At 36.7% G+C, this 15,946-nt stretch carries 12 protein-coding genes; 5 read left to right on the top strand and 7 right to left on the bottom strand.

Features of this window, described 5'->3' with window-relative positions:
• Positions 1–31: 31 nt before the first annotated feature.
• Entirely contained in the window at positions 32–1,870 is a 1,839-nt protein-coding gene (mutL, locus tag ACZZZW_RS24015) for a DNA mismatch repair endonuclease MutL (protein WP_055903134.1), read from the bottom strand.
• Positions 1,871–3,010: 1,140 nt separating this feature from the next.
• Here mutL and ACZZZW_RS24010 point away from each other — a divergent pair.
• The 3 genes from ACZZZW_RS24010 to ACZZZW_RS24000 are packed head-to-tail and all read left to right on the top strand — an operon-like array spanning position 3,011 to position 7,025.
• The gene (locus tag ACZZZW_RS24010; RefSeq protein WP_055903131.1) at positions 3,011–4,645 is read left to right on the top strand and encodes an amidohydrolase; all 1,635 of its coding nucleotides are present in this window, start codon (positions 3,011–3,013) and stop codon (positions 4,643–4,645) included.
• Positions 4,632–6,449 carry a serine hydrolase domain-containing protein gene (locus ACZZZW_RS24005; RefSeq protein ID WP_463497257.1) on the top strand — a complete coding sequence of 606 codons (1,818 nt, stop codon included), beginning with the start codon at positions 4,632–4,634 and terminating at the stop codon, positions 6,447–6,449. Before ACZZZW_RS24010 ends, ACZZZW_RS24005 begins: the two co-directional genes overlap by 14 nt.
• A 54-nt stretch (positions 6,450–6,503) precedes the next feature.
• Entirely contained in the window at positions 6,504–7,025 is a 522-nt protein-coding gene (locus ACZZZW_RS24000; protein ID WP_055903128.1) for a hypothetical protein, read from the top strand.
• Between the two features lie 66 nt (positions 7,026–7,091).
• On the opposite strand, the gene ACZZZW_RS23995 is transcribed toward ACZZZW_RS24000, so the two are convergent.
• From ACZZZW_RS23995 to ACZZZW_RS23975, 5 genes are all read right to left on the bottom strand, one after another.
• Positions 7,092–7,754, bottom strand: coding sequence for a hypothetical protein (locus ACZZZW_RS23995; protein ID WP_157255309.1), 663 nt, complete (start codon positions 7,752–7,754; stop codon positions 7,092–7,094).
• A 271-nt stretch (positions 7,755–8,025) separates the two neighbouring features.
• Positions 8,026–8,448 carry a hypothetical protein gene (locus ACZZZW_RS23990; protein ID WP_157255308.1) on the bottom strand — a complete coding sequence of 141 codons (423 nt, stop codon included), beginning with the start codon at positions 8,446–8,448 and terminating at the stop codon, positions 8,026–8,028.
• Between the two features lie 10 nt (positions 8,449–8,458).
• Positions 8,459–9,517 (bottom strand): hypothetical protein, encoded by a 1,059-nt coding sequence (locus tag ACZZZW_RS23985; RefSeq protein WP_463497252.1) that lies wholly within the window; start codon positions 9,515–9,517, stop codon positions 8,459–8,461.
• A 357-nt stretch (positions 9,518–9,874) separates the two neighbouring features.
• On the bottom strand, positions 9,875–10,462 hold the full coding sequence (locus ACZZZW_RS23980) for a Crp/Fnr family transcriptional regulator (RefSeq protein ID WP_055903118.1): 588 nt from the start codon (positions 10,460–10,462) through the stop codon (positions 9,875–9,877).
• A 144-nt stretch (positions 10,463–10,606) separates the two neighbouring features.
• Positions 10,607–11,452, bottom strand: a complete 846-nt coding sequence (locus ACZZZW_RS23975) for a DUF6929 family protein (protein ID WP_463497249.1) — start codon at positions 11,450–11,452, stop codon at positions 10,607–10,609.
• 626 nt (positions 11,453–12,078) lie between these two features.
• Between ACZZZW_RS23975 and ltrA the strand changes: the two genes are divergently transcribed.
• Positions 12,079–13,353 (top strand): group II intron reverse transcriptase/maturase, encoded by a 1,275-nt coding sequence (gene ltrA, locus ACZZZW_RS23970; RefSeq protein ID WP_463497247.1) that lies wholly within the window; start codon positions 12,079–12,081, stop codon positions 13,351–13,353.
• A 125-nt stretch (positions 13,354–13,478) separates the two neighbouring features.
• Here the strand turns inward: ltrA and ACZZZW_RS23965 are convergent, their stop codons facing one another.
• Positions 13,479–14,441 (bottom strand): isopenicillin N synthase family dioxygenase, encoded by a 963-nt coding sequence (locus tag ACZZZW_RS23965; protein ID WP_055910198.1) that lies wholly within the window; start codon positions 14,439–14,441, stop codon positions 13,479–13,481.
• A 269-nt stretch (positions 14,442–14,710) separates the two neighbouring features.
• Between ACZZZW_RS23965 and msrA the strand changes: the two genes are divergently transcribed.
• The gene (msrA, locus tag ACZZZW_RS23960; protein WP_463497244.1) at positions 14,711–15,310 is read left to right on the top strand and encodes a peptide-methionine (S)-S-oxide reductase MsrA; all 600 of its coding nucleotides are present in this window, start codon (positions 14,711–14,713) and stop codon (positions 15,308–15,310) included.
• The last annotated feature ends 636 nt before the right edge of the window (positions 15,311–15,946 follow it).

The raw sequence follows: 15,946 nt of genomic DNA, 5'->3' as shown, positions 1-15,946 counted from the left end.
TAAATTGATTAATCGACTCCAAATTCAACACCTAACTCTTCTCAAACTTCTTATCCAATTCGGCCAAAGTTATGGTTTGGATAATCGGTTTACCGCTTACGCTAAAGTTAGGGGTTTTGCAGGCAAAAAGCTCATCAATCAAGGTATTCATTTCCTCCTGCCCGAGGCTTGTACCTGCTTTAATGGCACTGTTTTTTGCTAAACTCCGGGCAAGACTATCACGTTTGCTCAATTTTAGTTCCTGTTGCGAGTTTTTAAAGCCCTCAATCAACTGTTCAAATAATTGGGTTTCGTTAATATTGCTGCTGCCTAAATCAACAGGAACACCCTCTACTACCAACGTATTTTTCCCAAATTCTCGTACATCAAAACCCAAACTTTTTATATCATCCAATAAACTTTTTGCCAGTTCAAAATCGTTGGCATTAAGTGTAATGGTTTGTGGAAACAAGCTCTGCTGTGATGCTCCTTTGCGATCATCCAGATGTACGAGAAAACGCTCGTAAAGGATCCGCTCATGTGCCATTTGTTGGTCGATAACCATCAAACCCGATTTTATTTGTGAAACAATATAGCGGTTATGCAACTGCATATATTGTTTTTGTTTGGTTTCTAAAACGCTTTCATCCGCATAAATAGAAGTTTGCTCTACAACAGGTTGTGCGGTGATATCATAAAGGGAGCCCCAGTTTTTGGCGCTGGGTTTTGCATCATAATTTCGGGGTGAGGTAGCGTAACCCGAGGTAGAACTGCTATCGCTGGCGAACGGGTTAAAATCAGGATTAAAATTTATACTCGGCGGTACTATATCTTCAACCGCTTTGTGAGTAATCATATTGCTAAAACCTGTTTCCTGGTCAAAATCTAAGGTTGGCGAAATATTGTAACGGCCAATTGAACGTTTTACCGCCGATTTCATAATGGCATAAATGGATTTTTCATCCAGATATTTTATCTCCGTTTTTGTAGGATGTACATTTACATCAATTTTTGAAGGATCAATCTCGATAAACAACACATATAGCGGATAACTGTCATCGGGCAACAATTCTTCAAAAGCAGAACTTACTGCGTGGTTTAAATAGGGGTCTTTTATAAAACGGTTGTTAACAAAAAAGAACTGTTCTCCCCTGGTTTTTTTTGCAAAAGCAGGTTTGCCAATATATCCTTTTAGGTTTATAATGGTCGTTTCTTCTTCAACGGGCACTAAACGTTCGTTGTAATTGTTGCCAAAAAGGTGAACAATCCGCTGTTTCAAATTGCCTTTTGGCAGATTAAATATTTCCACACCATCGTGATGCAAACTAAAAAACACATTTGGATGTGCCAATGCAACCCTTTGAAATTCATCCAGGATGTGGCGCATTTCTACCGGGTTACTTTTAAGAAAATTCCTTCGGGCGGGTGTATTGAAAAATAAGTTTTTAATCGAAATCTGAGTTCCGGGAGAGGTTGCTACCGGTTCCTGGTTGGTAACCTGGGCACCTTCAATAGAAATACAGGTGCCAATTTCATCTTCATGCCTGCGGGTTTTCATTTCTACCTGCGCAATTGCTGCGATAGAAGCCATGGCCTCGCCACGGAAACCCATTGTGCGTATGGCAAATAAATCTTCCGCCTTTTTAACTTTAGAAGTGGCGTGGCGTTCAAAGCACATTCTGGCATCGGTAACGCTCATGCCGCAGCCATTATCAATAATCTGAATCAGTGCCTTTCCCGCATCTTTTACTACAAGTTGAATTTTGTCTGCGCCGGCATCTATTGAGTTTTCGAGCAATTCTTTAACCGCAGAAGCAGGTCGTTGAACAACTTCCCCAGCAGCAATTTGATTGGCAACGGCATCAGGCAATAAGTGAATAATATCAGTCATGTATTAAGGCAAAGTGAATTCGCTAAATTATGCAAAATAAGCTTAAAGAACCGGATTTGTTTAAAACTCAACAGATAAATGACTGTAGGTAAATAGAATGAATTGCTTAGCAAGCTGTTTTATTTAGATTGTTATCCTGTAGCAAGACTCAATTAATTTTAAAGGATGAAAATATTTTCTATGCACCGTTAATCAATTAACAGTACGAAAATTCGTCCTCCTGAACTTGTTTCAGGATCTATTAAAATATTATTGAAATAGGCAGGATACGAAAATGATTTGTATTGTTCTGTGGCGACACAAACTACGGATTAAGTGCATTATAGAATCAAAATCTGTCGAAGATTCGTCCTCCTGAACCTGTTTCAGGATCTATTAAAAATTATTAAAATTGGCAGGATACAGAAATGATAAGTACTGATCTATGGCGACACAGACCAAAGATTAAGTGCATCATAGAATCAAAATCTGTCGAAGATTCGTCCTCCTGAACTTGTTTCAGGATCTATTAAAATATTATTTAATTGGCAGGATACAGAAATGATTTGCACTGATGTGTGGCGATACAGAATACGGATTAAGTGCATTATAGAATCAAAATCTGTCGAAGATTCGTCCTCCTGAACTTGTTTCAGGATCTATTAAAAATTTTTGAAATTGGCAGGATACAGAAATGATAAGTGCTGATCTATGGCAATACAGACTACGGATTAAGTACATCATAAAATCAAAATCTGTGTTTATCCGTGTCTATCTGTGGTTAAAAATATCCTATTAGATGAGTCTCCATTATGATTAACGAAAATCAATTAACAGTTTAAAGAAGATTCGTCCTCCTGAACTTGTTTCAGGATCTATTAAAAAATTATTGAAATAGGCAGGGTACAGAAATAATTTGTACTGATTTGCCGCTACACAGACCATGGAGATTACATCACAATTTAAATCTGTGTTTATCCGTGTCTATATGTGGTTAAAAATATTGCTGAGAAATCTTAACAGAAGCCTAAAGCTATAAATTAAACTATGCACGAGCCAATAATCCGTCACTTCCGTGTTTCCGTGGCAAACTATTTCACAATCTCTCTGTAAAACCGAATTTACAAAAGCAAATGCATTCAATTTTCTATCTTTATCGATATGAAAACCACTTTATACAGTCTCTTTCTGGCTTTACTATTCACTTCTTGTACTAAAAAAGAAGAAGTTGATGTAATCGTTTACAATGCTAAAGTATATACCGTAAATAGCGATTTCGATACAGTTGAAGCCTTTGCGGTAAATAACGGGAAGATATTGTTATTGGGTAGCAGCGATGAAATTAAAGGGAAATACAAGGGAAGAGAAGAAATTAATGCCGAAGGTAAAGCAGTTTATCCTGGTTTTATTGATGCACATGCGCACTTTTATGGTTACGGACAAAGTTTACAAACCGCCGATTTACGAGAAACAAAATCTTGGGAAGAAGTCATCAGTCGCTTAACTGATTTCGCTAAAACACATCCTGAAGGCTGGCTAATTGGTAACGGTTGGGATCAGAACGATTGGGATGACAAAGCTTTTCCTACAAATGATAAACTTACAGCACTTTTTCCCGGTCGCCAGGTGTTTCTAAACCGTATCGATGGTCATGCCGCAATTGCCAACCAAAAAGCACTGGATGATGCAGGCATCAAAGGCTCACAGAAACTGGTAGGTGGCGATATGCTAACGCAAAATGGAAAGTTAACAGGTGTTTTAATCGATAATGCAGTAGGCTTGGTAGAGCGTAAAATTCCTTCGCCAAATGCTAAACAGGCGGAGAAAATATTTGTTGATGCACAAAAAAATTGTTTCGCTGCAGGCCTAACCACCATTGATGATTGCGGTTTAAGTTACCTGGCAGTAGAGTTTATTGAAAAACTTCAGAAAGAGAAAAAGCTTAAAATGAGGCTTTATGTAATGCTATCTGATGAACCTGATAATTATAAATACCTATTTAGTCGCGGCCCGATAAAAACCGACAGGCTAAATGTCCGTTCATTTAAAGTTTATGCCGATGGTGCATTAGGATCCCGCGGGGCATGTTTGTTGCATCCATATAGCGATATGCCCGGTAAAACAGGTTTTCTGCTCAGCAATCAAAAGCACTTCGAAGAAGTGGCCGAAAAAATTGCAGCAAACCACTTTCAAATGTGTACCCATGCCATAGGCGATTCGGCCAACAGGGTAATCCTGAATATTTACAATAAAATTTTAAAAGGTAAAAACGATCAGCGGTGGCGGATTGAGCATGCACAAATGGTAAATAAAAACGACTTTAATCTTTTCGGGAAAGCAAACATTGTACCTTCTGTGCAACCTACACATGCTACTTCTGATATGTATTGGGCCGGACAGCGTTTAGGTGCCGAAAGGTTGAAAAGTGCTTATGCCTACAAACAATTATTGAAGCAGAACGGTTGGATTCCTTTAGGTACCGATTTTCCGGTCGAAAACATTAATCCATTATTAACGTTTTATGCAGCAACGGTGAGAGAAGATGCAAAAGGTTTTCCAAAAGGAGGTTTTCAGATGGAAAATGCTTTAGCACCAGAGGAAGCTTTACGCGGAATGACGATTTGGGCGGCAAAAGCTAATTTCGAAGAACAAGAAAAAGGAAGTCTGGAAGAAGGTAAACTAGCCGACTTTGTAATTCTTGATCAGGACATTTTAAAATCAACACCACAAAACATATTAAAAACCAAAGTTTTAAAAACCTATCTGAACGGAGAAAAAGTATATGAAGCGAAATAGATTGTATATCCTGGCTGTAGCAACCTGCTGCAATGTTTTATGTTTAATGGCCTGCGCACAGGAGCATACAGCTAATGAGAAAAAACTCACCCTTGCCAATGCCATATCTGGTACAACTGTATTGTTGAATAACCAGGATGCAATTATCCCTGTAAAATCTCTCGATAAAAAAAATATTGCTGCTGTAAGTTTGAGCTTCGCATATAGTTCAGTATTTGATAGTTTGGCCAATAAATACGATAAAATCACCTCGTTTTCTGCCGATTCTTATAAGGATAGTGTAAACCTGAACGATTTAGAAGATGACCTTAAATATTTTAATACCATTTTAATTACAATCGACGACCAGAACATAAATAAGCCTAAATACATCAATTTTATTAACAGCATCAGCAAAAATAAACAGGTTATCATTTCCTTTTTTGGCAACGGACCAGGTTTAAAATCTTTTGATCTGATAAAATCGCCAGTCGTGTGGACGGCTCAAAACAATGCTGATGCGGCGGCAATTGTTCCACAATATATTTTTGGAGGTATAGCCGCTGTAAACAAGTTAACCACTGCGTACTCTGCGCGTTATACCATGGGCTCTGGTTATGTAACCACTGCTACGCGATTGAAATATACCGTACCAGAAGATGCTGGCTTAAACTCAAATAATTTAAAAGAAATTGATGCCATTGCTTCAGAAGCAATCAGTCAGAAAGCTACCCCAGGGCTGGTGGTTTTAGTGGCTAAAGATGGAAAAGTAATTTTTAACAAGGCCTATGGTACACATACCTATGATACCAATGTACCAGATAAAGTAACTGATATTTTCGATCTGGCTTCGGTTACAAAGGTAACAGCTACCACACCAGCGGTAATGCGTTTGTTTGAAGAAGGTAAATTAAAACTCGACACCAATATTGGTGCTTACATTCCAAAAGCGCGTACCACACCAATGAGCAATATCCAGGTGCGTGAAGTAATGTTGCACCAGGCGGGCTTTATCCCTTACATTCCTTTTCATGATTATGTGAAAACTGGCGATTACAGCAGAGATTCATCAGCAGCTTTCCCTACCAAAGTGGCTGATAACTATTATATTAAAAAAGGCTTTTTTAAGGATTTTATGTGGCCTAAAATGCTTGATTCTCCTATAAGAACGCGGGGCAAATATGTATACAGCGACATCAGTATGTATGTGATGAAAGATATTGTTGAGCACATTAGCGAAGAGCCTTTAAATCAGTATGCTTACGAAAATTTCTACAAACCCCTGGGGATGCAGACTGCAGGGTTTTTGCCACGTAACCGTTTTAAGCCAGAACAGATTATCCCGACAGAAGATGACAAGTATTTCAGAAAAACGTTATTAGTTGGCTACGTTCATGATCAGGGCGCGGCATTAGCTGGTGGCGTATCCGGACATGCGGGTTTGTTTGCCAGTGCCAACGATCTTGCCATCATATATCAGATGCTTTTAAACCGTGGCAGTTATGGAGGAGTGGAGTATTTTAAAAATACAACAGTTGATATGTTTACTTCAAAACAATCGAATGTGAGCAGGAGAGGCTTAGGTTTCGACCGCTGGGATCCTGATAGTACCAAACACTATCCGTCAGAACTGGCTTCACCACAAACCTATGGCCATACAGGGTACACCGGAACCTGTGTTTGGGTAGATCCATCGCGTGGGTTGGTGTATGTATTTTTATCTAACCGTGTTAACCCCACCGTTACCGATAAATTATCTAATTTAAAGATTAGGGGAAGAATACAGGATGTGGTTAATAAAGCGATTGATGAATCAAAGAAATAACTGATGTTAATCAGCTTTTATACCTAAATTGGCTGTACCTAAGAAATAACAATTATGAAATGGATTAAATCATTTGTTTTTTTATTGCCTTTATTAGCAATAGCATCAGTATCAAAGGCACAACAGATCAAAGATGGCGAAACTGTAAACCTTAATGGAATCGCAGTTACGTACTCGGTGGTAAATAAAGAAAAATTAACCATTAAGGATCAGGATTTCGACCGTTACAAGGTTTTGGCTTCAGTTAAAAACAATACAGGCAAATCTTTAAATATCCGTTTGTCAAATTCAATGGACTTGTCTGGAATTAGCAGTTCAAAAATTGTTGAATTGGATTGTATTAATGCAACCGGAGCAAGGTTAACCTCCAAAAAGGTTCAGGTGAGTATGAAAAGTCATTTAATAAATGTTACTTATCCTACGAGAGATAAAGACGGAAAAACAACAACAGCTATATTGCCGGTTACAGCAGGTTATTACCTCGACGAAGGGCAAACGATAGAAAATGATGCCATTTTTATTGTACCGGCCGGCGAAACACCAAAAGTTTCTGTAAGGAGTTTACTAAAGAATTAAAACTAAGAGTTGTCAACTTTTATAGCCAATTTGCTAGAAAGTTTACAGCTCTTCATTAAATTAGTTTTAATTCCAAATGCCGTTTTCTCTTTGTTTCTTCAAAATGTCAATCATAACCTCCCGAAAATATTGAGGATCATTTTCTAAAATTTCTTTGAGTAAGGGATTTTTATCCTTTAACGCATTTAGATGTTTATTCACTTTATCATTTTGCATCGAATTGCTGCATAACGACCATTTTGCACTAGAGCCGGCAAGAAATAAATTTAAGTCGCTTCTGTTTTCTGCATAGGGTATATGTGATATAATATTATCGAGATATTTTGTGTTGCCCGTTGCAAAGAATGAAGACCAGTACATGTCATTTAATGATGCTGTTAATTTGGTTTGCGAATAAAGCGTATCAATATTTAAGGAGAATAGAGAAATAAATAATTGCTTAAATTCTGGTTTTTGTACACGATTGATGTTTAGCGTGAAATTTTTCTTTAATGTTTCATTGCTAATAAATGCCGCACCAAAGAAACCAGTTAAAATGGGGCTCAGCTTATTATAATTACCTGGTGTATTATTTACAAAATCGATGGCTTTTTCAACAATGTCTTTATCTTGAAATAGATAGTAGGTTTGCAGTATTTGCCCAAAATTTCTATTGGTATTTTGTGCGTGAGCATTTTTAGCAGGCAATAATGCTATTGCTAAAAGAAAAATAATTAATAACTTTTTCATGTTTGATTTAATTTTTGGAAGGTAGGTAGTTATGTGTCGGCCCGGGTACTCCTCTGGAATGCCTATATACGTAGTTAGAACAAGGAGTAATATCAAAAGAAGTTGAATAATTCGCTTGTAAGTAAATGTGAAAATCATTTTACTAATTTTTAGTTCGATAGAGCATTTAATGTTATATGTAACCGATTTTGATGGAATATTCAATTTGAAAATATTTAATAAATCTAAATGCCTCCCGCTGATAATAAAAACTCTTAAACCAGATGTTTCCCTATGGGCTTTTTTGTAAAGTACTAGCATCTAAATTTTTAAAATTCTTTATAATTAATATAACAGAACTTATTACAAAAACTAAAAACGGATATATAAACCAAGGTTGTATTTTATCATAGTGACGAAGCACTCCACACATATATACTCCAGTACAGCATAGAATTATAAAAGAAACTAGTAATGGATAACGATTTTTATATCTTCTTGATAATAATATGATCAAAATAGAAGCAATTGTAGAAATGCCAACAAGACCTAATGACCAGGAAATTTCTATGTTTTTATAGTGGATATAATTGAGTAAATCACTTACAAACTGATACATACAAAGCCCAATCCCGGCAAAAGTTGGAATACCATGTTCTCCTAGTCCGTTAATGAGCAGAAAAGAAATGATTGATAAAATTTTTAAGTATCTCATAGTATTTAAATTAATTACAAGTTCTTTGAGTTTTTGGGGCTTTTCCATTCATACTTGTTGCATATGGCTTAGTTATATCATATATATTATCTGGAGTGCAAATTCCTGTCATGTCTGTTACCCCCATTATTTTTAGCACTTCTAATACAAAATTAGCACAGTTATTATTGGTTAAAATATAATTACTAGATGAGAATTTGATAATCGTATCAATGATCTTTTGTAGTTTTTCAGCAGAAATATCTCCATAATTGGTAGCTGAATTATACGCGTGCTCTCCATTGTCACCCATGATTCCAGGTCCTGAAACAGTGCTAGGAAAGCTTTCCTTAGGGTAAAACCCCAAAACCATTGTATTAGATCCCTGTTTAATTGATATAAATGCATGTCCAGGAAACGAAGTCGCTATCTTTTCTGCGTAAATAGTTAAACTTGCAGGCTTGCTTTTGTCAAAACAGCTAAGGTATTTTATAATGTCTGTTATTGGTATTTCAGGAGGAGGGGGCATAGTCATTTTGGTCGTGATAGAGCCGTTTCCATTGTTATGAGGGTCATCTATTAGTTTTGGATAATAGGTGCCTGGATCTCCATAGCTGCCGCCACCTATACACATACTTACATAGGTATAACCAGTTATTGCATAGGTACATTCCATATACGCATTTGTGCCCACACAACTTACAGCGTATTCAGGTATACCAGTTAAGCAAGGATCTGACGACTCTTTTAATAATTTACCGCGATCAAAGTTGTTTTTTCCAATTTGAGAAAGCTTATCAAAATTCGAATTGATCATTGCTGTTTCACTGCTTGCCGTAATTGGGTTATAGATTTTGCCATTGACATACTTCCACCCATTAGCAAAACTTCCATCAATGTTATAATATAAAACTAGGCCTGTAAGATTTTGGTAAAATTTGTATTTTATAGATTTGGGGTCGTTGCCAGTTCTTTCATCAATTATTGATAAATAACTTCCATAAAGGAATTTATTGGTTTTTTTATCTTTGAATATCAGTAATCGAATATTGTTTTTTTTTATGAATTTTTTTTCACTCCCCTTTTCCAAAATTATGGTGGATTGAAAAATTTGTTCAGAATTATTTAGGCTTATCTCATACACTTCTTGGTCTGGTTAGTTATTAACTAAAGTAGATTCCCAATTAGGGGTCATTGTTTTAAATCTATTGAATTTTTGATCAACTGAATTTATTTGAAACCAATCTTTAAGTCTTGTGATTTCATGGTTAGAAACTTTTTCGTTTGTATCCAAGTCTTTCTTGCAGGATCCATTAAATATTAAACAAAAGAATACAATTATTAAGGTAAGATTGGGGAATTTAGATTTGTTTTTCATAGGTTTCTTTTAGATAAACAAATCTATATGCTCAGGATGATATGACTTTTGATAAAAGTCAAAAACGGCTTACTTTCTAATCCGGCTCAGCGTCTCCTGGGAGATACCCAAATACGAGGCAATGTGACCCAAAGAAACACGCTGAAAAAGCTGTGGATTACGCTTAAACAATTGTTCGTAACGCTCTTTTGCACTCAACATTCGTAGTTCATTGGCCTGTACTTCGTTACGGATGTAATAATATTCTGTGAGTTTTCGGCCGATATAATTGAACTCCATAAACTTAAGGTACAGTTCATCAAGTTTTTCTCTTTTTACCACTATAAGAGTTGTGTCTTCTAAAGTTTCAATATACTCGAAGCTGGGTTGTCCGGTGAAGAAACCATAAACAGAAATCAGCAATTCGTTTTCGAATAAAAACCAGGTGTTGGTTTGTTTGCCATCTTTATCAAGATAATATACCCTCGCGCCACCTGAAACAATAAAATAGATGGTATTACTGTTTTCTCCTGCGCTTAATAGTGTGGTTTTTTTATCGACTTTAGCAATATGGCTGTTCTTAATGATAGCCGATTTTAATTCCTCACTAAGTGGATGAATGGCATTGAAAACAGAAAATAAATTTTGATAATCTTCTAAATAATCCTCTTGTAGCATATTTCTTTTTTAAATGGACGCTATCATTAAATATGGGATTATTCAAATGTAATATTTATATGTCTATGATGTAAGTTTAAATTAACATTATTGATTTAAATAACTGTCAATTTGATAACTAAATGGCTCTAAAGCTGACAACTATCAGCTATGATTAATCTCTAACTTATAAATCACCGTTTTAAGTTCATCTGTATCGCGATCTTCACACAATAGAAATGTTGCTTGGTGTTCATTTTGACTGTGCAAGGTAATTCCTTCAAACTTATGATTTCCGGTAATTTTATTGATAAAATTTAACTTTAAAGTTTCAAAATTAATACTCCCAATAAAACTGCCTAAAATATCACCATCCGCATAGGTCGATTTGCTATTCTCTGCCGTGGCAATAAAAAATATATCATTTTTTAGCAATAACGCATCCGTAAAAGAAGATTCTACATCATTGATATTAGGAAGTTTAAAGCTGTTGAAGGTGGCATGCAATGTGTTTTCTAAATCTTTTTCCCCGATCTTAAAAATGCCGTTTTTTCCGTCTGTTCCGTTACCGCGGTTAAATAATAACCATTTGTTGCCGGTAAAAATTGCACCTTCGAGGTTAAAATTCTGAGCATCTATTTTGGCTATAGATTGTAAGTGAGTATAAGTTTTTGATAGGTTTTTTTGAAAAATCTTTTGTGTTTTCAGGTCAAATTCAATCATTAGGTTTCTTTTAGGTGTTGAAGCAGAACCTAAAATGTATAATTTATCGCCGTGCTGACAAAGGATTTCGAAATCGGGTTTTAAGGGCTTAGGTATATTCTCGAGTTGTGAAAGCGCTGGATCAAATAAAATCTGAATCTTCCGTACTGCTTTGGTTTTAATATTATATTCATTGATATAGCCACTATTATCCCCAATAATGTACAATAAATCTTTATGAAGAAATAGGCCAGAAGCAGAGCCAATACCATCAATTTCTGCAAAAACCGTTAAACGTGTAGAATACATATTTCAAAATAACAAAAAAGCACCGGTTTTAGCCGATGCTTTTAATCTTTCGTGCGCCGGGCATGGCAATCGACTATAGGGTTCAAGTCCCGAACACGCTTAGCAGTAGGAAGTGTTAGCTCGAGACAAGGGTGTCGTGGGTGACTGCGAATCTGAAGGAAGTCCGCGGCAAATATGGGGGCTTACGAACAGAAACTGTATACGAGGCGGATTTAGTCCGGGTGATGTTGCGAAACAAACAGAAGCCCAATACTGCACGGGGACTATTACGCAGATACAGAGGCCACATCCATAGGAAGTAGATTGTCTTACCCCGGGAGATCTGAATGAGTTCTGTCAATTGTAAGCGCGATTACAGGAGAAGAAACATTTGGCAGAGATGTTAAATGCCTCAATCAGAAGTCAGCAGCGGTCGTAGTACTGCATTTTTCGGATGCAGAAAGGACCAAATGTTAGGATGGCAAAGGAAACAGGAAGTTTATGGCAGAGCGTTTACAGCGGAACCACATTAGAGAACTGCTTATATGAGGGTAGGACGGAATCCGAGAGTAAATTATAAGAGGAGCTGAGCCGAGCCGTGCAACCAATGTACACAATGCCTGGGAAGGAGTTTTTTTTTTAGTATTATGCTTGAAGAAATATTAGACATCCGAAATGTACAAAGAGCCTTTAGGCAGGTTACTGCCAATAAGGGTGCTGGTGGTATTGATGGTATGCAGACCGATGAACTTCGCGACTACCTGAATGCTAACTGGCAGGCATTACGGAGTGATATTTTATCAGGCCATTACCGACCGAACGCTGTAAGAAAGGTAGAGATACCCAAAGGCAGTGGTGGTAAGAGGATGCTTGGCATCCCAACGGTCATTGACCGGTTGATCCAGCAGGCCATCTCTCAATGGCTGAGCCCCAAGTACGAGGGCGACTTTTCCTCTGATAGTTATGGTTTCCGGCCAGATCGCAATGCCCATCAGGCAGTGTTAAAGGCTCAGGAATATCTTAACACAGGTTACACCTGGATTGTGGAACTTGACCTGGACAAATTTTTTGACCGGGTAAACCATGATAAACTTATGCATCTGCTGTCAGTAAACATAAAGGATAAGCGGACATTGAAGCTTATTCGTCTTTATTTGAGTGTGGGGATCATGGAGAATGGATTGGTCAGCCCAAGAAAAGAAGGAACGCCACAAGGCAGTCCATTAAGTCCGTTACTATCAAATGTTATCCTTCACGAACTCGATGTTAAGCTCGAAGAGCGTGGGCACAGGTTCGTGCGATATGCTGATGATTGCAGTATCTATCTAAGAAGCAGGAAATCAGGACACCGGGTAATGAGAAGTATTTCAGTATATCTGGAAGACTGCCTGAAACTGAAGGTTAACAGGGAGAAAAGTAAGGTTAGCAGGCCAAGCCAAAGTAGTCTGCTCGGGTTTTCATTCTATGGTAGCAAAGAGGGATGGAAGATGCGAATTTCATCCAAATCTCTAAGAGCGATCAAGGAGAAAATCCGGGAGCAAACTAAACGTAGCCAACCAGTTCCATTCCAAGAAAGAATATTAACGCTTAAGGAAATCATTCATGGTTGGGTTAATTATTTCTCTATTGCAGAAGCAAAGAGTCATATGACCAGACTGGACGAGTTGATGAGGACCAGACTGCGGATTGTTCTTTGGAAGCAATGGAAGAGTATAACGGGTAGAGCGCGGAATTTAATGAAGATGGGGTTGGTAAAATCAAGGGCCTATCAATTGGCCAATACCCGTAAGGGGTACTGTAGGACTGCAAACAGCCCGATATTACTTACAACCCTTGACAAGAAGTTCTTTTTGAGGCATGGACTTGATGGATTTACCAATTATTACTATTGGAAAACGACACACCAAACGAAGTTATTCTAACAAACCGCCGTATACCGAACGGTACGTACGGTGGTGTGAGGAGACAGCAGGGAAACTAATTCCCTGCTTCTTACTCGATTCTATAATTTCGTTTGATTTAAGGACGATGGACTTATAATTCCAAACTACTTCTTCAATCCTATTTCTCTTAATCTTTCATCAAGATATTCGCCGGCAGTCATATCGCTATAAGCTTTAGGATGATCCGCATCAATAGTTGATGGTAAACTGGTCAAGTCCATATCACTACGTGGGTGAAGGAAAAAAGGAACAGAAAAACGTGATGTTTTCATTAATTCGCGCGGTGGATTTACCACTCTATGCGTTGTCGATTTTAATTTATTGTTGGTTAACCGTTGTAACATATCGCCCACATTTACCACAATATCAGTATGGTGTGCTTTAATAGGTAACCATTCGTTGCTGCGGGTTAATACCTCTAAGCCATCGGCACTGGCACCAATTAATAAGGTAATCAGGTTAATATCTTCATGTGCACCTGCGCGCACCGCATCATCAGGAATCGTTTCGGGATTCTCGATCGGGAAATAATGTATTCCCCTCAAAATAGAGTTTCCGTTATGTACGTGTTTATCGAAATAATTGATCGGCAATTCAAGGTAAGTGGCAATGGCACGTAACAAATGCGTTCCGTTTTCTTCCAGTTTTTTGTAAATATCGCCTGTAACTTTATTAAATTCAGGTAGTTCTGTTAAAACCTCATTGTCAGGATATTCATTTTTTACCGGATCACCATCTGTTACTTCCTGACCAATTTGCCAAAACTCTTTTAAATCTGGTGTTTTAGCTCCTTTAGCAGTTTCTTTACCTGCACTGGTGTAGCCGCGCTGACCAGCCAATTCTGGTTTTTCGTATTTTCTTTTAATTTCAACCGGAAGCGCAAAAGCAGCCTTTATGTTTTCGTAAAGTTTATCAATTAATTCCTGGCTTAAACCATGATTGGTGATGGTAACAAAACCCGAATCGTTAAAAGCTCTTCCCAATTCATCAGAAAACTTTTTACGCTCTTCTGCTGAACCATTGATGTAAGAACCTAAATCCAAACAAGGAATATACGGTGTAGACATAATTATTAAATTTTAATGTTGTACGAATTTAAAAAAGAATTGTTAATAAGTGTTGTTGGTGTATTATTTTGTGGTGTAAAAATTTATAAATCAATGTTTTAAGTTGTTAACATTAACTGCAAAATTCACAAATAGTTGTATTGTCACATAAAATCCATTATAATTCAAACACAAACTACAGTTTAATTTATTTCGTATAATTAGGTAGAAAATAATCCAATGAAACTGTAAGGTTAAAGGGTTATTTGCGACTAATAAAATAAACACACATGAAAAAAATACTTTTAATATTATTAGCTGTATTGGCCTTAAACCAGGCAAATGCACAAGGGAAAAAAACAGAAAAGGCTACATTTGGAATGGGTTGTTTTTGGTGTACCGAAGCTATTTTTCAACGCTTAAAAGGAGTAGTTTCAGTTAAATCAGGTTATGAAGGAGGTACATTAAGCAATCCAACTTACGAAGAAGTGTGTACTGGTGCTACCGGACATGCAGAAGTTTTAGAAATTACATATAATCCGATGGTGATTTCGTATGATGATTTATTGGAGATTTTTTGGAAAAGCCATGATCCAACTACCTTAAATCGCCAGGGAGCAGATAGCGGTACGCAATACCGTTCGGTGGTTTTTTACCATACACCAGAACAGAAAGCTTTAGCAGAAAAGTATAAGGCTGAATTGAATAAAACCAATGCATACGGCAAAAAAGTACTTACAGCGATAGAAGCTGCGAAACCATTTTATATAGCTGAAAATTATCATCAGAACTATTTCAATAAAAATGGAAGCGAGCCCTATTGCAGATTGGTTATCCAGCCTAAAATAGATAAACTGGAAAAAATATTTAAAGCCAAGCTTAAAAATTAATAATTCAAGTTGAAGAGCCCTGTAATAAACATTGCAGGGCTTTTTTAATTTAATATATTAAATATGGTAAAATGTAGTATCCTGGATGGCAGCAGAGCGAACAGCTATTTTAGCGAATTTAAAAAATGTGATTTTATCATAATTAATGTACTCATTTAGTTTTTTCTGATCAAGTTCGAGTAGAAGCTGGTCGGTTTTTTCTTTTAAGCAGGAAATAAAAAAGAACACAGTTAACAATAGAAGTAAGTTTCTAATGAGGAATCTAACGGTAAAAAAGATTTATAAAACTAACATTTTAGGGTTAAAAAAAACCAATGAGGCTTCTTCATGCTATTATCATTAAAGAAATTGAGTGGCTTATTGTAGAATTTTTAAATTTATGCCGCCTTTAAAAGTATATTCGCAATTATTTTAAGCAAATAAGTAGTGGTTTTATTAAATTAATAATGGCTTGTAAGTGTTAGTGTAATGTCTTTTTTCTTTGGCAGATCAAGTACCATAAATTTTGGATTAAAATTTGATTAGAACTTGCTAAAACATTGGTGTATTTCTAATTTTTAGGCAATTTTTTTAAGATTTAATGCCTTAAAATTCGTGGGATGTTTAAAATCATTCTAAATTTGTAACTCCTTTAAA

Source organism: Pedobacter sp. AC379, from assembly GCF_979258145.1.
Note: the sequence above shows the minus strand (reverse complement) of the source record. Positions and strands in the feature narration are given on the sequence as shown.